General features: G+C 69.0%; 16 protein-coding genes and 1 riboswitch. Of the genes, 9 read left to right on the top strand and 7 right to left on the bottom strand.

All coding sequences use genetic code 11. From position 1 onward, the window contains the following. Positions 1-87 precede the first annotated feature (87 nt). Positions 88-633, top strand: coding sequence for a DUF4188 domain-containing protein (locus DL519_RS01275; protein ID WP_190812526.1), 546 nt, complete (start codon positions 88-90; stop codon positions 631-633). Here DL519_RS01275 and DL519_RS01270 read toward each other — a convergent pair. Both DL519_RS01270 and DL519_RS01265 read right to left on the bottom strand, forming a co-directional pair. Beyond that, entirely contained in the window at positions 593-1,783 is a 1,191-nt protein-coding gene (locus DL519_RS01270) for a cytochrome P450 (protein ID WP_190812525.1), read from the bottom strand. The two genes, DL519_RS01275 and DL519_RS01270, sit on opposite strands and share 41 nt — an antisense overlap. 310 nt (positions 1,784-2,093) lie before the next feature. Beyond that, entirely contained in the window at positions 2,094-2,480 is a 387-nt protein-coding gene (locus DL519_RS01265; protein WP_397545034.1) for a carboxymuconolactone decarboxylase family protein, read from the bottom strand. Between the two features lie 94 nt (positions 2,481-2,574). On the opposite strand from DL519_RS01265, the gene DL519_RS01260 reads away from it, so the two are divergent. Beyond that, the gene (locus tag DL519_RS01260) at positions 2,575-3,801 is read left to right on the top strand and encodes an RNA-guided endonuclease InsQ/TnpB family protein (protein WP_263399548.1); all 1,227 of its coding nucleotides are present in this window, start codon (positions 2,575-2,577) and stop codon (positions 3,799-3,801) included. 73 nt (positions 3,802-3,874) lie between these two features. On the opposite strand, the gene DL519_RS01255 is transcribed toward DL519_RS01260, so the two are convergent. Continuing rightward, complete coding sequence (locus DL519_RS01255; protein ID WP_397544921.1) at positions 3,875-4,552, bottom strand: cation transporter; 678 nt, start codon at positions 4,550-4,552, stop codon at positions 3,875-3,877. After that, positions 4,545-4,952, bottom strand: coding sequence for an ArsR/SmtB family transcription factor (locus DL519_RS01250; protein ID WP_190812524.1), 408 nt, complete (start codon positions 4,950-4,952; stop codon positions 4,545-4,547). Before DL519_RS01250 ends, DL519_RS01255 begins: the two co-directional genes overlap by 8 nt. Before the next feature lie 272 nt (positions 4,953-5,224). Here DL519_RS01250 and DL519_RS01245 point away from each other — a divergent pair, with 272 nt between their 5' ends. The 7 genes from DL519_RS01245 (at position 5,225) to DL519_RS01215 (ending at position 13,085) form a co-directional block, all read left to right on the top strand. Continuing rightward, on the top strand, positions 5,225-5,434 hold the full coding sequence (locus tag DL519_RS01245; RefSeq protein ID WP_190812523.1) for a heavy-metal-associated domain-containing protein: 210 nt from the start codon (positions 5,225-5,227) through the stop codon (positions 5,432-5,434). Between the two features lie 68 nt (positions 5,435-5,502). After that, entirely contained in the window at positions 5,503-6,480 is a 978-nt protein-coding gene (locus DL519_RS01240) for a hypothetical protein (RefSeq protein ID WP_190812522.1), read from the top strand. A 35-nt stretch (positions 6,481-6,515) separates the two neighbouring features. After that, on the top strand, positions 6,516-8,837 hold the full coding sequence (locus DL519_RS01235; RefSeq protein WP_190812521.1) for a heavy metal translocating P-type ATPase: 2,322 nt from the start codon (positions 6,516-6,518) through the stop codon (positions 8,835-8,837). 288 nt (positions 8,838-9,125) lie between these two features. Next, a riboswitch (Fluoride riboswitch) is annotated at positions 9,126-9,188 on the top strand. Beyond that, positions 9,162-9,419 (top strand): hypothetical protein, encoded by a 258-nt coding sequence (locus DL519_RS01230; RefSeq protein ID WP_190812520.1) that lies wholly within the window; start codon positions 9,162-9,164, stop codon positions 9,417-9,419. (Overlaps the previous riboswitch by 27 nt.) A 45-nt stretch (positions 9,420-9,464) precedes the next feature. Beyond that, positions 9,465-11,420 carry an acetate--CoA ligase gene (gene acs, locus DL519_RS01225; RefSeq protein ID WP_190812519.1) on the top strand — a complete coding sequence of 652 codons (1,956 nt, stop codon included), beginning with the start codon at positions 9,465-9,467 and terminating at the stop codon, positions 11,418-11,420. Between the two features lie 170 nt (positions 11,421-11,590). Continuing rightward, on the top strand, positions 11,591-12,397 hold the full coding sequence (locus tag DL519_RS01220) for a hypothetical protein (RefSeq protein WP_190812518.1): 807 nt from the start codon (positions 11,591-11,593) through the stop codon (positions 12,395-12,397). Positions 12,398-12,530: 133 nt separating this feature from the next. Beyond that, positions 12,531-13,085 carry an inorganic diphosphatase gene (locus DL519_RS01215; protein ID WP_190812517.1) on the top strand — a complete coding sequence of 185 codons (555 nt, stop codon included), beginning with the start codon at positions 12,531-12,533 and terminating at the stop codon, positions 13,083-13,085. A gap of 259 nt (positions 13,086-13,344) precedes the next feature. On the opposite strand, the gene DL519_RS01210 is transcribed toward DL519_RS01215, so the two are convergent. The 3 genes from DL519_RS01210 to DL519_RS01200 form a co-directional block, all read right to left on the bottom strand. Next, positions 13,345-14,829, bottom strand: coding sequence for a DHA2 family efflux MFS transporter permease subunit (locus DL519_RS01210; RefSeq protein WP_190812516.1), 1,485 nt, complete (start codon positions 14,827-14,829; stop codon positions 13,345-13,347). Between the two features lie 938 nt (positions 14,830-15,767). Then, positions 15,768-16,067: a hypothetical protein gene (locus DL519_RS01205; RefSeq protein ID WP_190812515.1), complete on the bottom strand. Its 300-nt coding sequence runs from the start codon at positions 16,065-16,067 to the stop codon at positions 15,768-15,770. Between the two features lie 454 nt (positions 16,068-16,521). Continuing rightward, entirely contained in the window at positions 16,522-16,860 is a 339-nt protein-coding gene (locus DL519_RS01200) for a GNAT family N-acetyltransferase (RefSeq protein ID WP_190812514.1), read from the bottom strand. Between the last annotated feature and the right edge of the window lie 5 nt (positions 16,861-16,865).

Below are 16,865 nucleotides of genomic sequence, written 5' to 3'. Positions count from 1 at the left end.
GGGAAGACCAGCGCTGGACCGGCGCTGGCCAACGTCGGCACCGTAAGGTGTCGGCTCGCGGAACGTTTTTACACGTTGCGTGAACGGATGAGCGACCGGACGAGGATCGGACGGTTCACGGCGCCCGCGGACCGCGACATCGTGGTCTTCCTGCTCGGCGCGCGGATCAACACCTTGACCGCGGTGCGCAGCTGGGCCCCGGTGATCGCGGGCTTCCGCCGGATGATGAGGGAGCTCAGGACGGATCCGGACAGCGGCCTCCTCGGACACCTGGTCCTGCCTCGCCCACCCCGGCTGCTGACGGTGGTGCAGTACTGGGAGTCGCCCGAGAAGCTGTACGCCTACGCGGCGGATCCGGACCAGCAACACCGTCCCATGTGGACTGATTTCTACCGGCGCACCAAGGCCGCGGGCGACCACATCGGAATCTGGCACGAGACCTACATCGTCCCGGCCGGTTTCCACGAGAGCGTCTACGTGAACATGCCCCGATTCGGCCTGGGAAAAGCGATCGGCAGCGCACCGATCGACCGGCGCACCGACCGTGCCGCCGACCGGCTGCGCGGCACCCGGCCGAACCGGGGCCAGCAGATCAGTCCCAGTCGACCGGGAGGCGGCGGACGCCGTAGATGACGGTGTCGTCACGCATCGGGATCTGCTCTGGCGGCACCGCCAGTCTCAGCGTTGGGAATTCCCGCAGCAGCCCGGAGAAGCCGATGCGCAGCTCGATTCGGGCCAGTTGCGCACCGAGGCAGTGGTGGACGCCGTGGCCGAACGACATGTGACCGCTCGCCTGGCGGGTGAGGTCCAGCCGATCGGGGTCCGGGAATTGCGCCGGGTCGCGATTGGCGGCCGGTAGCGACAGCGTCATCAGGTCGCCGTAGCGGATGGATTCGCCGTGGAACTCGAAGTCTGCCAGGGCGGCGCGGGTCGCGCCGAAGTGGTTGATCGTCAGGTAGCGCAGCAATTCCTCCACCGCGCCGTCGATCAGCGACGGATCGCGGCGCAGCGCGGGGAGCTGGTCCGGGTGGCTCAGCAGCGCGTAGGTGCCCAGCGCGAGCATGCTCGTGGTCGTGTCCTGAGCAGCGGTGACCAGCATCGCGGCCATCGTGGTGATCTCGTCGTCGCTCAACTCATCGTCGGCGGTCAGCACGCTGAGCAGGTCATCGCCCGGCCGGTGCCGCTTGTCGCGCACGAACTTCGCCAGCACGTCGCACACGTCCCGCCACCCGGCGCCCACCCGTTCCTCGTCGTCATCGAGGGCCAGCACCTGTTCGGTGGCCTTGCGGAACCCTGCCTCGTCGGCGATGCGGATGCCGAGCAGCTCGCCGATCACCCGGCCGGACACCGGGACCGCGAAGGACGCCACCAGGTCGGCGGGGCCACCGGCGCGCCGCATGGCCGTCAGGTGCTCGGCGACGAGCCGCTCGATCTGCGGTTCCAGCGCCCGCATCCGGCGCGGGCCGAACCCGCCCGCGAGCTTCCGCCGGTACCAAGTGTGCTCCGGCGGGTCGAACACGCTGAACATCCCCGGTGGAACTTGCCAATTCGCGTCGACAGGCATCGGGAACCGCTGCAGGTCCAGGCGCGAGCCGAAGCGCGGATCGACCAGCACCTCCCGGACCAGCGCGTGGCCGGTCACCAGCCAGCCGTTGCGCCCGTCGGGGCAGTGCATCCTGGCCAGCGGCCGCTGCTCCCGCAGCTCCCTGAGCCCGTCGTACGGGTCGAACGGGCAGCTGCGCACATCCGGATGCCGCACCGGCTCCGGTTGAGTCTTCGCCATCTCGCACTCCCCTGTAAATCCGCCGGAATCGGCGTGCCCGGTTGGCATGATCGGGTAGCCGATGCCGCCCTGCACTGCGAGTCACTCGACCGATTCGAGCGGTCGAGGCCACCAGGCCTCCACCAGAAGCCGGGTGACCTCGTCGATTTCCAGGGCGCGCGGGTTGGGAAATGGCTTGGTGACAACCCGTTCGGCGCAGCCCGTCTCGCGGTAGCGTGAACGAGCGCCGACCCCAACCCGCGCGACGCGCCGGTAACCAGCCAAACGCGCATGTTCCGCCCTTCGCATCAGGACGGCCAGGAATCGTTGCTTATCCGAACTGACCGACCTGGTAGTCGCCGGCGGGCTGCTGGACGACGACGTTCAACCGGTTGAAGGCGTTGATGAGGGCGATGAGCGACACCAAGGCGGCGAGCTGGTCCTCGTCGTAGTGCTTGGCGGCGTTCGCCCACGCCTCGTCCGTGACACCACCGGCCGCGTCAGCGATGCGGGTGCCCTGCTCCGCAAGCTCCAGAGCGGCGCGCTCGGCTTCGGTGAATACCGTGGCCTCCCGCCAGGCGGCGATCAGGTTGAGGCGCCCCGAGGTCTCCCCGGCGTGCGCGGCTTCCTTGGTGTGCATGTCGGTGCAGAAGCCGCAGCCGTTGATCTGGCTGGCGCGGATCTTCACCGAAGAAACGTAGTGCGGAGGCCCCCGGATTTATCCGTGGGGAGGAAGCACGTCAAGCCGTGATTAACGCGTCCAGCGGTAACCATCCCACCAGATGATTACTGGTGTCGGCCCGCTGTGTAAAATGATCAGTGTGAGGACGGCGTACAAGGTTCGGGCCTATCCCGACCCCGAGCAAGCGGCCCAGCTGGGCCGGACGTTCGGGTGCGTTCGCCTCGTGTGGAACAAGACCCTCGTCGAACGCCACCGCTCCTACCACGCAACCGGCACAAAGACCTCCTACAAGGAGACCGACGCCGCGCTGACCGCGTGGAAGAAGACCGAAGAACTGGCGTTTCTGTCCGAGGTGTCGTCGGTGCCGTTGCAGCAGACGTTGCGGCACCAGCACACCGCCTACGCGAACTTCTTCGCTGGACGTGCTCGCTACCCGCGCTTCAAGTCGCGTAACGGACGTCAGTCGGCGCATTACACGCGCAGCGCGTTTAGCCTGCGCGATGGAAAGCTGAAGCTGGCCAAGCACAACACGCCGCTTGAGTATGTGTGGTCCTGGGGTGCAGAGGTTCTTCAGTCTCTGAATCCGATTATGGTGATCGTTTCCGGCGAGGCTGACGGCCGCTGGTACGTGACCTTCGCCGTGGACACCGACGAGCCCGAACACGCCCCGGTCACCGGCCGCACGGTCGGCGTTGACCTGGGTGTGAAGGACTTCGCTGTGCTGTCTACCGGGGAGAAGATCCCCAACGCCGGCCACTTGGACCGTAAGGCCCGCAACCTTGCCCGCTATCAACGTCAGATGGCCCGCAAGCAGCGCGGTTCAGCGAACCGCCGCAAGGCTGAAGCCAAGGTTGCCCGGGCGCACCGCAAGGTGCGGCACGCGCGGCAGGACTTCCTGCACCGCACCTCAACGGACCTGGTTCGTAACAATGACCTGGTCGCGGTCGAAGACCTCGCGGTGAAGAACCTGGTCCGCAACCGAAAACTGGCCAAGGCGATCTCCGATTGCGGGTGGAGCGAGTTCCGGCGCCAGCTCGAATACAAAGCCGAGCGAGCGGGAAAGATCGTCGTTGTCGTTGACCGCTGGTACCCGAGCTCAAAGACCTGCTCGAACTGCGGGCACCTGCTGAAGAAACTGAAACTGTCGGTGCGGCACTGGACGTGCCCCGACTGCGGCACTCGGCACGACCGGGACCACAACGCCGCGAAGAACATCCTTGCCGCTGGTCGAGCGGTAGCCGGGTGGAAATCCGGCGATGCCTGTGGAGCTGGTGTAAGCCGGGGCGAGCTTGCTCGCGCGCAGTCGGCTATGAAGCAGGAAACCCAACCTGTGAAGGTTGGATTCCCCCGCCTTTAGGCGTGGGGAGGAAGTCAACCCTGGACGAGTCCACCCTGCCCTGCAGCAACGGCAATCCCGTGGCAGCACCCGGTCAGCAGCAGTGCTCGCCGCGCCAGGCTTCACGCCCTTCCTTCACCGCCACGGCCGCGATCACGAGTGCGACCGCCGGGTCTGCCCAGTACCAGCCGAACAGGCCGTTGAGCAGCAGGCCGACCAGCAGCACGCCGGAAAGGTAGGTGCACAACAAGGTTTGCCTGGAATCGGCCACGGCACTGTTGGAGCCCAGCTCCCGACCGGCGCGCCGTTGGGCGTAGGACAGCACCGGCATGATCGCCAGGCTCAGTACCGCCAGGACGATTCCGACCGTCGAGTGCCCGGCTTCCGAACCTCCGAGCAGCCCACGAACCGATTCGACCGCGACGTACGCCGCCAGCGCGAAGAACGACGTGCCGATGATCTTCAACGTGATCCGCTCACGCGCTTCCGGGTCCGGCCCGCTGAACTGCCAGGCCACCGCCGCCGCCGAGGCCACCTCGATCGCCGAGTCCAGCCCGAAACCGATCAGCGCCGTGGACGAGGAAGCCGTGCCGGCGGTGATCGCCACGATCGCCTCGATGACGTTGTAGGTGATCGTCGCCGCGACGAACCACCGAATGCGCCGCCGCAGCACCGCCCGGCGCTCGTCACCCAGGCCGGCATTCTCCGCCGACGCCGAGCAGCACCCATCGCTGCAGCTGGCCGCCGACTTAGCCGATTCCGCCTCACTCACCACGCACCTCGATGACTCGCGAAACTTGGTCGGTGCCGGCGTCGGTGCCGTAGTTCGGGCACAGGGCCACGGCCCGACCGGTCGCGGCCAGCAGCGTCTCGGCCGATGCCAGCAGTTCCAGCAACTCCGGTCGCGCGAGCGAGTAGTACACCTGCCGCCCCTCGGGCCGCCCGACCACCAGCCCGCAGTCCCGCAGGCATGCCACATGCGCCGACACCGTGGACTGGGCCAACCCCAGCTCGCCCACCAGGTCCGCCACCCGGGCTTCGCCGTCGGCCAGTCGAAGCGTGATCGCCAACCGGGCGCCCTCCGACAAGCTGCGGAACAACGCCACCGCCGCATCCAACCCGTCCGCCGCCGGTCTCGACGACGGGCACTCCTCCGGACTATTCATCGGCATTCGACGATGATAGCGGAATCCAGCGATGAACACTCGCCCCGGCACCGGGCCGCGCTGCCGGACCGGACAGCTCCCCGCCCGACCAGGACCCATGCCCATCCCGCTGCGGCAAAGCGGAGCCTCGGCACATGTGGACGGACGATCCCGAAAAGATGGGATCGGGAGTTGACCCAGGTACCCCCCAGGGGTATAAATCTCGGTGTGCGGATACAGCAACCCCCTAGGGGTACCGATCCGCACCAGACCGTACGACAGACACCGAGGAGCATCTGATGGCCGAGTCCAACTACACCGTTGTCGGCATGACCTGCGGGCACTGCGTGCAGTCGGTGACCGAAGAGGTCGGCAAGATCGGCGGCGTCTCCGACGTGGCCGTCGACCTGCCCACCGGCGCGATCACCCTGACCAGCACCGAGGCGATCAGCGACGCCGACGTCCGGGCCGCCGTCGAAGAGGCCGGCTACGAGCTGGCCGCCAGCTGACCGCCACCCCCGACCGGGCCGGGAACCCGCCGGGGCTCCCGGCCCGGCCAGCACAGTAAGGAAATGTCATGAACACAGCAGGCAAGCTCTCCGCCTACGGTGCGGCGCTCGCCCTGGTCGCCGGCGGCGCCTGGGCAGCCGGTACCGCTGTCGGTCCCTTCCCCGCCATGTCCGCCCCGAGCGGCCACGGCGACATGCCCGGCGGTGAGGTCGCCGGACACGGGGACGCCCACAGCGGCACCGTCGCGGAGACCGACCTGCCCGGCGGACTGGCGTCGTCCAGGGGCGGCTACACCTTCGCGCCCACCGACACGACACAGGCCACCGGCACCACCGAGCCCTTCTCCTTCCGAATCCTCGGGCCGGACGGCAACGCGGTCACCGGCTTCGACGTCGAGCACGACAAGCGGATGCACCTCATCGTGGTGCGCCGCGACACCGCGGGATTCCAGCACCTGCACCCGGAAATGGCTGCGGACGGCACCTGGACCGTCCCGCTGAACCTGCCCGAAGCCGGCAGCTACCGGGTCTTCACCGACTTCGTCCCGGCCGGCGCCGCTTCGACCACCCTCGGCACGGACATCGCGGCGGGCGGCGCGTTCGAGCCCCGCACCTTCGCCCCCTCGCGGGTGTCCGAAGTAGATGGCTACCAGGTGCGGCTGGACGGCGAGCTCGTTCCGGGCCAGGCGTCCCCGGTGCGGCTCACGGTGACCAAGGACGGTGTTCCCGTCACCGACCTGCAGCCCTACCTGTCCGCCTACGGGCACCTGGTGTCCCTGCGCACCGGCGATCTCGCCTACCTGCACGTGCACCCGGAGGGAGCGCCCGGCGACGGCCGCACCGCGCCCGGTCCGCAGATCGGCTTCGTCGCGGAAGTGCCCACCGCCGGCAACTACCGGCTGTTCCTGGACTTCCAGCACAACGGCGTCGTACGCACCGCCGAGTTCACTGTGGACACTGTAGACACTGTAGACACTGTGGACACCGTGGACAACGCCACACCGGCGACCGGCCACGGCACCGGAAGCGGCCACACCGGTCACTGAGCCGGACCCGGCAGAGCAGCGAGGAGGATTCGGACATGACTGCCACTGAGCAGAACCACGGGCAATCGATCGGCGAGGTTGAGCTCTCGATCTCAGGTATGACGTGCGCGTCCTGCGCCGCGCGCATCGAACGCAAGCTGAACAAGCTCGAGGGCGTCGCGGCCACGGTCAACTACGCCACGGAGAAGGCGAAGGTCAGCGTCCCGGAAGGCCTCGACCCGCAACGGCTCGTCGCTGAGGTCGAGGCCGCGGGGTACGGCGCCAGCCTGCCCGCGAAGGAGGAGGCCAGGACCGCGGCGGTCGACGAAGAATCCGGCGACCCGACGCGGTCCCTGCGGCAGCGGCTGACCGGCTCGACCGTGCTGTCCGTGCCCGTGATCACCTTGGCGATGATCCCGGCCCTGCAGTTCACCTACTGGCAGTGGATCTCGCTGACGCTGGCCGCACCGGTGCTGGTGTGGGGCGCCTGGCCGTTCCACAAGGCGGCGTGGACGAACCTGCGCCACGGCGCGGCCACGATGGACACCCTGGTCTCCATGGGCACCATCGCGGCGTTCCTGTGGTCCCTGTACGCGCTGCTGTTCGGCACCGCGGGCACTCCCGGCATGACGCACCCGTTCGAGCTGACGATCCAGCGCATGAACGGGGATGGCTCGATCTACCTCGAGGTGGCGGCCGGTGTCACCACCTTCATCCTGGCGGGGCGCTACTTCGAGGCCCGCTCGAAGCGCCGCGCCGGAGCCGCCCTGCGCGCGCTGCTTGAACTCGGCGCGAAGGATGTCGCGGTGCTCCGCGACGGCCGCGAGGTCCGCATCCCCACCAGCGAACTCGCCGTCGGGGACCAGTTCGTCGTCCGGCCGGGCGAGAAGATCGCCACCGACGGCGTGGTCGAGGAAGGCAACTCGGCGGTCGACGCCAGCATGCTCACCGGCGAATCCGTCCCGGTCGAGGTCGGTCCCGGCGACAACATCGTCGGTGCCACCGTCAACGCCGGCGGTCGGCTGGTGGTGCGGGCGATCCGAGTCGGTTCGGACACCCAGCTCGCCCAGATGGCCAAGCTGGTCGAGGACGCGCAGACCGGCAAGGCCGCCGTGCAGCGGCTGGCCGACCGGATCTCCGCGGTGTTCGTCCCCATCGTCATCGCCCTGTCGATCGGCACGCTCGCGTTCTGGCTCGGCGCCGGGGGCGGCGTGGCGGCCGCCTTCACCGCCGCCGTCGCGGTGCTGATCATCGCCTGCCCGTGTGCCCTGGGCCTGGCCACGCCGACCGCGCTGCTGGTCGGCACGGGTCGGGGTGCTCAGCTCGGCATCCTGATCAAGGGGCCGGAAGTGCTGGAGTCCACCCGGCGCATCGACACCGTCGTACTGGACAAGACCGGCACCGTCACCACCGGCCAGATGAAGCTGATCGACGTCTACCTCACCGCCGGCACCGACCGCGACGAGGTCCTGCGGATCGCCGGGGCGTTGGAGAACGCCTCCGAACACCCCATCGCCCGCGCCATCGCACGAGGCGCGGAGCAGGCGGTGGGCGGGCTGCCCGCGGTGGAGGGCTTCACCAATGTGGAAGGCCTGGGTGTGCAGGGCATCGTCGACGGACGCGCCGTGCTGGCCGGCCGCTCGGCGCTGCTGGCGGAGTGGAGCCGGCCGCTGACCGCGGAGCTCGCCGCGGCGAAGGCCGATGCGGAAGCAGAAGGCCGCACCGCGGTGGCGGTCGCGTGGGACGGGCAGGCGCGGGCGGTGCTGGTCGTCGCCGACACGGTCAAGCCCACCTCGGCGCAGGCCATCGCGCAGCTGCGGGAGCTCGGCCTGACCCCGGTGCTGCTCACCGGCGACAACGAGGCCGTCGCCAAGTCCGTGGCCAAGCAGGTCGGCATCGACGAGGTCATCGCCGAGGTGCTGCCGAAGGACAAGGTCGACGTGATCACGCGCCTGCAGGGCGAGGGCAAGGTCGTGGCGATGGTCGGCGACGGTGTCAACGACGCCGCCGCCCTGGCCCAGGCCGACCTCGGCCTGGCCATGGGAACCGGCACCGACGTGGCCATCGAGGCCAGCGACCTGACCCTGGTCCGCGGCGACCTCCGGGCCGCTGTCGACGCGATCCGGCTGTCCCGCCGCACCCTGCGGACCATCAAGCGCAACCTGTTCTGGGCCTTCGCCTACAACGTGGCCGCCCTCCCGCTGGCCGCGGCGGGCCTGCTCAACCCGATGATCGCCGGTGCTGCGATGGCGTTCAGCTCGGTGTTCGTGGTCAGCAACAGCCTGCGGCTGCGCGGTTTCCGCAGCACGGCAGGAGCCCCGGCCACTCCGGCCCAGGTCATCGACCGGCGGGAACCGGTGGCCGCGCACGGCAACTGACCGCCAGCCGCTACGACGGGCAGCCACCCGAGTTCCGCGTGGCTGCCCGTCGTGCTGCACGCAGTCGACCGTTGCACGCCCCGCCTTCCTGGTGGCCGCCTTCGCCTCACTGCGGGTATCGCCGAGTCCACATTGGTCGTATTTCGGCCACTGGATCGCTTGCGGGACAGCGGTTTCGATCTTCCCGCCGCGACCTGGACGATGCCCCGCCCAGAAGCGAAGCCATCTCACGTTGACGGGTTTCTCGTCGCGACCAGGTGCCTTGTACGGGGAGTGGGAGCGCGGGACAGTGGAAGCGGCGATGGGGCTCGCCGCGAACCGTGGATGACCGCTGATGGCCCCTGCTTCCGGCGATCGGAAGGGGCGACGGATGTTCCTGTTCCGGCATCGGCCGAACGGGACGCGGTCGAATCGGTGGTGGTGCGGCTGCGCATCGCGGTCCTGCACATAGACAAGTACGTCTGGTGCGACATGTGCGGCGTGCCGTGCGCCGTCACGGTCACCTACGCGAACGAGCGCGACGAGCGGACCCCGTTGGCCGTGCACCGGCTGACCTGGTGCGAGACCTGCGAGGGCCGGTGAGCGGTCGCACGCAGTGGTCGATGCGAACCGGAGGAGGAATGCACGATGAGTGACGACGCCACTCTCGACGACCTGCTGCACGAGACGCGACGCTTCCCACCGCCGGAGGACCTCGCCGCCAACGCCAACGTGACGGCCGGCCTCTACGAAACCGCCGCACGCGATCCGCTGGCGTTCTGGGAGCAAGCCGCACGACGCCTCACGTGGGCTCAGGAGTGGGAGCAGGTCCTCGACTGGCAGCCGCCGTTCGCCCGCTGGTTCGCCGGGGGACGCATCAACGTCGCGCACAACTGCGTCGACCGGCACGTGGAAGCGGGGCGGGGCGACCGGGTCGCGCTGCACTGGGAGGGCGAACCGGGCGACAGCCGCACGATCACCTACGCCCAGTTGCGCCGCGAGGTCTGCCAAGCGGCGAACGCGCTGGCCGGGCTCGGCGTCTCCGCAGGTGACCGGGTGGCCATCTACCTGCCGATGATTCCCGAGACCGTGGTCGCGATGCTGGCCTGCGCGCGGCTGGGCGCCCCGCACACCGTGGTCTTCGGCGGGTTCTCCGCAGACTCCCTGCGCAGCCGGATCCTGGACTGCGACGCGCGGGTCGTGATCACCGCCGACGGCGGCTACCGCCGAGGCGCGGCCAGCGGGCTCAAGACCAACGTGGACGAGGCGCTGAAGGGCTGCCCGGACGTCCGCAACGTGGTCGTCGTGCAGCGCACCGGGCAGGACGTCGCCTGGCAGGAGGGCCGGGACAGCTGGTGGCACGACGTGGTCGAGTCGCAGAGCACCGAACACGCCGCGGATTCCTTCGACTCCGCCCACCCGCTATTCGTGCTCTACACCAGCGGCACCACCGCCAAGCCGAAAGGAATCCTGCACACCACCGGCGGCTACCTCGCCTTCACAGCCTGGACGCACTGGGCGGTGTTCGACCTCAAGCCGGAGACCGACGTCTACTGGTGCACCGCGGACGTCGGCTGGGTCACCGGGCATTCCTACATCGTCTACGGGCCGCTGGCCAACGGCGCCACCTCGCTGATGTACGAGGGCACGCCCGACACCCCGCACCGCGGCCGGTGGTGGGAACTCGTCGAGAAGTACCGGGTGTCGATCATCTACACGGCGCCCACCGCGATTCGCACCTGCATGAAGTGGGGCGACGACGTGCCGGCCGAGTTCGACCTGACCTCGCTGCGCCTGCTCGGCACCGTTGGCGAACCCATCAACCCCGAGGCGTGGATGTGGTACCGGGAGCACATCGGCGGCGACCGCTGCCCCATCGTCGACACCTGGTGGCAGACCGAGACCGGCGGCATCCTCGTCTCCCCGCTGCCCGGCGTGCACGCCTGTAAACCCGGCTCCGCGATGCGGCCGCTGCCCGGGATCGCGGTCGAGATCTACGACGACCACGGCGAAGTCCTGCCGCGCCGGGACGCCGCGGGATACTTGGTGCTGACGGAACCCTGGCCCGGCATGATGAAGACCATCTGGGGCGACGACGAGCGCTACCGGGAGGTCTACTGGTCCCAGTTCCGGGGCGCGTACTTCGCCGGCGATGGCGCGAAGTGGGACTCCGACGGCGACATCTGGCTGCTCGGCCGGGTCGATGACGTCATGAACATCTCCGGGCACCGGATCTCCACCACCGAGGTGGAGTCGGCGCTGGTGTCGCATCCCCAGGTCGCCGAGGCCGCCGTGGTCGGTGCGCCCGACCCGACGACCGGTCAGGCGATCGTCGCCTTCGTCATCCCTCGCATCGCCGACGGCGGCACCGAGGAAACCGGGCTCGTCGCGCAACTGCGGGACCACGTCGCCAAGGAGATCGGGCCGATCGCCAAACCCCGGCAGATCCTCGTCGTGCCCGAACTCCCCAAGACCCGGTCCGGCAAGATCATGCGCCGCCTGCTGCGCGACATCTCGGCCAACCGCGAACCCGGCGACGTCACCACTCTCACCGACAGCTCCGTCATGGACCAGATCAAGGAGAAGATCCCCACCGAGGACTAGGCAGTCCACAGTGGCGCCGGGCGGCGCTCAGCCCCGGTAAGCGGATTCGGCAGGTGATCCTGTTCCCGGCGTGATATCCCGTTCCAAACAACCGAAACCGGACGACGCAGTCGGCTCCCATCCGGCGGCGGGCGGCCGATCCCGGTCACCTCACGACACGGGGGAACGCGATGAACCTTCGCATCCTTGACTCCGGCACCCGATCCGAAGTGATCGTCCGCCGGCCGCCGGGCGGCCTGTTCCGGATGTGCCTGCGGCTGCCCGAGCGCAGCCCAGCCGGAGCCGACGGGTTGCGCGTGCTGCTCGTCGCCGACGCGATCCGGCGCGTGCTGGAGGAGATATACGGCATCCAGGTGCAGACCGCGGCGGCAATCGAGACCGCGTCGAACGGCTGGGAACGCGCCCTCGACGCGCTGTGGATTCCGCCGCCCATTCGCGCGAAGTCGATCGACGACGCCGCGCAGCTGCTCGGCGGACCGGCCGATGCGGTGCTGGAAAGCGGCCACGAAAGCAGTCCGCGCGGCCAGTGGTCGTGCGGACTGCACCTCCCGCTGCGGCTCTGGATCGGGCCGGTGCTCACGGACTTCGGCCACGGCACGCCCGACTTCGTGGCAGCGCTGACCGACGACGGGCACGACCCGCTCGCCTTGCGGCTCGCGCTGCTCCGCGAGCGCTACGACCAACCGCTGCCCCTCACGCGCACCCGCCTGGACCGCGCGGATGTCGTCCTGGATCGGTGGCGCCGCCTCGTGGCGGAATGGGCGGACCACCCGTCGGCACCGATGCCCGCCCACGTCGTCGAACGGGCGTACGTCGCGCTGGACGAACACCTCGACATCGGCGCGCTCGTCGAGATCCTGCAAGCCCTCGCCGACGATGCCACCGTGCGGCCCGGCGCCAAGTTCGAGACCTTCGTGCACTTCGATCGGATCCTGGCGCTGGAGCTCGTCCGCTACCTCACCCACCCGCCTGCGTGAGCACCCACCGTCCCCCGGACTTACCGTGGGAGTGTCCCTGGTGTTGTCACCGCGGCCGGCGTCGGCGCTGGTGGTTTCCACGTTCGGGGCCCGGGGTCGCGGAGCGCCATCCAGCCTCGCACCGGGAGCTGACATGCAACTGGAGATGGTCGTCGAGATCCCGGAGGGTTCGCGGAACAAGTACGAGATGGATCACGCCATCGGCCGGATCCGCTTGGACCGCACGCTGTTCACCGCCGCCCAGTACCCCGCCGACTACGGCTACATCCCGGGCACGGTCGCCGAGGACGGGGACCCGCTCGACGCGCTCGTCCCGCTGGGCCAGCCCACCTTCCCCGGCTGCGCGGTCCGGGTGAGGCCGGTGGCGGTGTTCTGGATGCACGACGAGAAGGGTCCGGACGCCAAGATCCTGTGCGTGGCCACCGATGATCCGCGCATGGACCACATCCGCGACCTCAACGATGTCCCCCAGCACCAGCTCAACGAGATCGGCCACTTCTTCGGCATCTACAAGGAGCTGGAGCCGTGCAAGACCGGCGAAGCACGCGGCTGGCAGGGCCTCGCCGACGCCGAAAGGCTCATCAACGACGCCCGCAGACGCGCCGACGCCGGCGAGGGGCTTCCCGGCCTACCGGCCCCGGCGCTGGGCGCGAGGCACTTCGACGGGCGCGAACGCCGGACTTCCTGACCTGACCTCAGCCGGCCGGATGCGCTGCCATGCCGCACGGCGCGGTGCGCAGCTCGTTCTCGATCACATCGACCGGATGCAATTCGCGAGCCACACAACACGCGATGTCGTTGCTCGAGTAGCGGGCTTCCCGTGCGCGCTTGCGCCTGACGGCAGCCAACTAATTAGGAAAGGCCCGCTGGCCTGCGCTTCCGCGCCGGGCCAGCGGGCCCCTTCCGAACGTCCGCAAAGCGCAACACCGCATTTCAGCCCCGCATGCTCACGACCTGGAAGCCGCTTCGCTCGGGTCGCGCCCGGCATCGGCGACGCCCACCGGATCGGACTCGGCGGATCCCGAGGACCGGCTGACGAACAGCGATGCGACGAACGCGAGCACACCGATACCGGCAGCGACGAAGAACCCGGAACGCAGGCCCGCGGCATCGGGGGTGCTGGCCGTGGCGGCACTTCCCAGGGACGCCACCGTGACGAACACCGCAGTGCCTAACGCGCCCGCGACCTGCTGGAGGGTCGCCAGGATCGCGCTGCCGTGCGAGTAGAGGTGGTCGGGCAGCGAGCTTAGGGACTCGGTCATCAGCGGCGTCATCATCAGCCCGAGCCCGGCCATCAGCAGGACGTGGGTGGCGATGACAGCGGCCAGCGGCGAGCCCGGCCCGAGGATGGCGAACAGCAGCAGCGACACGGCCATCGCCAGCGCGCCCGGGATCACCAGCGGACGCGCGCCGTAGCGGTCGAACAGCCTCCCCACCGGGCGCCCGAGCAGCCCCAGGACCAGCCCGCCTGGCAGTACGGCCAACCCGGTGACGAACGCGCTGGCGTGCAGGACGGTCTGGAGGTACAGCGGCAGCAGGATCGCCCCGGCACCCAGCAGGCACATGAACAGCAGGGCGGCGAGGACCAAGGCCACGACGAACGAGCGATTGCTGAACGGGCGCAGGTCGAGCAGGGCTCGGTCCTGGCGCTGCAGGCGAATCTGGCGCGCGACGAACGCGCCGAGCGCCACGACGCCGACCACGATGGGCACCCACGCCGGAACCAGGTGCTCCCCGCCGGACTCCCCGATGGCCGACAGGCCGTAGAGGAGACCACCGAAGCCGAAGGCCGAAAGCAGCACCGAGACCAGGTCCAGCGGCACCGAGCGGGTCGCGCTGTCTAACCGCATCCAGACGGCCCCGATGGCCAGCGCCAAGAGCGCCAGCGGCAGCACGATCCAGAACATCCAGCGCCAACCCAAGGAGGCCAGCACCGCACCGCCGATCGTCGGCCCCACGGCGGGAGCGACGGCGATGACGATCGTGATCGTGCCCATCGTCGCGCCGCGCTTCGCCGGCGGCACGAGGCGCATCACCGAGGTCATCAACAGCGGCAGCATGACCGCGGTGCCGCATGCCTGCACCACGCGCCCGGCCAGCAGCACCGCGAAACCCGGGGCGAGCCCGCTGACCAGCGTGCCCGCGCTGAACAGCGTCAGCGAGGCCAGGAAGATCTGGCGCGGTGTGAAGCGCTCCAGCAGGAAGCCGGTGGTGGGGATGACCACGGCCATCGTCAGCAGGAAGCCGCTGGTCAGCCACTGCACTGTCGTGGTGGAGACCTCGAGGTCGACGGTGAGGTCGCGCAGTGCGACGCTCAGGATCGTCTCGTTGAGGATCATCACGAACGCCGAAGCGACGAGCACGGTGATCAGCACGGGAGCTTGCGGCGGCGCTGGGCCGCGTTCGGAGTCCGCGGTCGCGGAGTCGCTCATGGTTTGGGGACACCTCGCAGATGTAGGTCGAGCTCGACCGTCGGCGCGGCCCAGGTGGAGCCGCTGCTCGTCATCGAGCACAAGATCGGAATTCCGAGTCTGCACGCGCGCCGAGGCGTCGGAACGCGTGTTCGCGGAGAGCAGGTGCGGCGCCATCGAGCTGGGTCCTGGCGCTGCTGCCACCGCGTCCCGGTGACCAGCTTGCTCCGCCGGGGACGAGTGTCCCCTATGCCACCGACAAACGCAGGGATCAGGGCGCCGGCCCCCTCGCCGGCGAGCGGCGATCGGCAGGCGCGTCGTGATCATCCCCGACAGCGGCGCGGTGTCGATGCATTGGCCGCACACTCCCACCGCCGATCCGCTGAACTCGGAGCGCCCGGCGGGCCGTGACGTCATCGACCAACGGCCCCGTGCTGGTCCCAGGAGGAAACGCCGCGGCCGTCAGGCGATCACAGCTGCCTGCAGACTTGGACATCTGGCGGACGAGACGAGCTGATCAATGCTGCTGGCGACTTCATGACGATGTTCCTCGCACTCGGGTCGTGAACAATTCAGTCTGCCCACCTGACCCGCGGATGTTCCACCGAATTACCGCCACGAGCACACCCGACTCGATCACTGAACGCCCTCCGGAGGTGTCGTCGCAGGCCCGCACCGGCAGCCCGCGCAGCACCTCCCACCCGGGGCCGTGAGTCCGTTTCGCAGCTATAAGCCCGAAAGACCAAGGCCCCGCGACGAAGCCGACGATCTTGATCGCACCCGCTCCGAACTCCGCCACTTCGGACGGATGTGGCCGGTCTCACCGAATTCCCCGGAGTTCCCGGCATGGCAATGGTGGCCAGTCTCGTTGCTCGGCGTAATCGATCGAATTCACTGCGCTGAAGGGACTTTCGCCACCGCTGCGGGCCTCGTCCAGCACGTCGATGCCGGCGGCTTCGTCAGGAGTTGAGGATCGCCGCGAGGTGGCGGTGCGCGGCGACCAGTTCGGACGCACACTGGTCGGGCCGGCCCGTTCCCGCGTAGTCGAATGCGCAACGCAAGGCGGCCAGCGTTCTGGGTGCGACGGCGGTGAGCATCCGCCACTCCTCGTTGATGGTTCTCCGCAGGTCATCGAGCATCATGCGCACCTCGTCGCTGTCCGGCGCGACGACCAGCGATGGAACAGCGATCCGGAGCTGGGCGTGCAGGTGGCGCAGCACGGCGATCCGCTCTGCGTCGTTCGCGGGTTGGATTTCCACGACCCCGTCCTCTTCAGACTGATGTGGGCCGACACGACTGTCGACGTTGCCCCACAACGCCCTCGACTCGCGCTTCGGCCAACTTCGACTACCGGTCTGGCGTCGTCCGATCACGACTGCTGATTCCGCGTGCTAAAGCACTTCCCGGCGCCACGAGATGCGAAATCCGACCGCGCCCTTCTCCGGCGATCGGGCGGAAAACGGCATGCGGCCCGGCAGGGTTCCATCGTGCTCCTCCCGAAGTGATCACGCGATGCGTGTCGGCGGCGCCAGAAAGGCCGAATCCGCCAGAGGACAGGAAAGCGCCTGCGGTGGCCTACCAACCCGGTCGTTCGAGCCGGAACGAGCACGGGCGGGACCCACCTTTCCCCAGAAGACGGCAGAGCCCCGGTGAACCGGAACCGGTCTCGCGAGGCTGCGGGCGATCCGTAACACCCTGTCCGGATGGCGGCGCTCAGCCCTGCCGCTGGTGCAGCGCGCGGATCTCGGCCAGCACCTCCCCCGTCACCGGATCTGCGATGTCGGCGAAGTCGTCGTGCTTCCTGAGGTACTTCGCAACGAACGGGCAGACCGGGACGATCCGCTTGCCCTCGGTGCGGGTGTCGCTCAACGCATCGGAGATCAGCGCGGTGGCCAGCCCGCGTCCGGCGAACCGGTCGTCGATCTCGGTGTGGTAGAACACCCGCTGCCCGTCGCGGTCGACGTACTCGGTGAACCCCGCGAGCTCGCCATCGACGCTGATCTCGTAGCGGTGGCGTTCGACCGCGTTCCGCACGATCTGCCCAGTGCCCATCTCGT

Origin of the sequence: Saccharopolyspora pogona (genome assembly GCF_014697215.1) — a bacterium.
Classification (GTDB): Bacteria; Actinomycetota; Actinomycetes; order Mycobacteriales; family Pseudonocardiaceae; genus Saccharopolyspora; species Saccharopolyspora hattusasensis.
This window is presented reverse-complemented; position numbering and strand designations above follow the sequence as displayed.

Coding starts and splice junctions, on each gene's coding strand:
- DL519_RS01235 (WP_190812521.1), top strand. CDS start 6,516: ATGACTGCCACTGAGCAGAACCACGGGCAATCGATCGGCGAGGTTGAG.
- DL519_RS01275 (WP_190812526.1), top strand. CDS start 88: ATGAGCGACCGGACGAGGATCGGACGGTTCACGGCGCCCGCGGACCGC.
- acs (WP_190812519.1), top strand. CDS start 9,465: ATGAGTGACGACGCCACTCTCGACGACCTGCTGCACGAGACGCGACGC.
- DL519_RS01260 (WP_263399548.1), top strand. CDS start 2,575: ATGATCAGTGTGAGGACGGCGTACAAGGTTCGGGCCTATCCCGACCCC.
- DL519_RS01230 (WP_190812520.1), top strand. CDS start 9,162: ATGACCGCTGATGGCCCCTGCTTCCGGCGATCGGAAGGGGCGACGGAT.
- DL519_RS01250 (WP_190812524.1), bottom strand. CDS start 4,952: ATGCCGATGAATAGTCCGGAGGAGTGCCCGTCGTCGAGACCGGCGGCG.
- DL519_RS01210 (WP_190812516.1), bottom strand. CDS start 14,829: ATGAGCGACTCCGCGACCGCGGACTCCGAACGCGGCCCAGCGCCGCCG.
- DL519_RS01270 (WP_190812525.1), bottom strand. CDS start 1,783: ATGGCGAAGACTCAACCGGAGCCGGTGCGGCATCCGGATGTGCGCAGC.
- DL519_RS01245 (WP_190812523.1), top strand. CDS start 5,225: ATGGCCGAGTCCAACTACACCGTTGTCGGCATGACCTGCGGGCACTGC.
- DL519_RS01215 (WP_190812517.1), top strand. CDS start 12,531: ATGCAACTGGAGATGGTCGTCGAGATCCCGGAGGGTTCGCGGAACAAG.
- DL519_RS01220 (WP_190812518.1), top strand. CDS start 11,591: ATGAACCTTCGCATCCTTGACTCCGGCACCCGATCCGAAGTGATCGTC.
- DL519_RS01240 (WP_190812522.1), top strand. CDS start 5,503: ATGAACACAGCAGGCAAGCTCTCCGCCTACGGTGCGGCGCTCGCCCTG.
- DL519_RS01200 (WP_190812514.1), bottom strand. CDS start 16,860: ATGGGCACTGGGCAGATCGTGCGGAACGCGGTCGAACGCCACCGCTAC.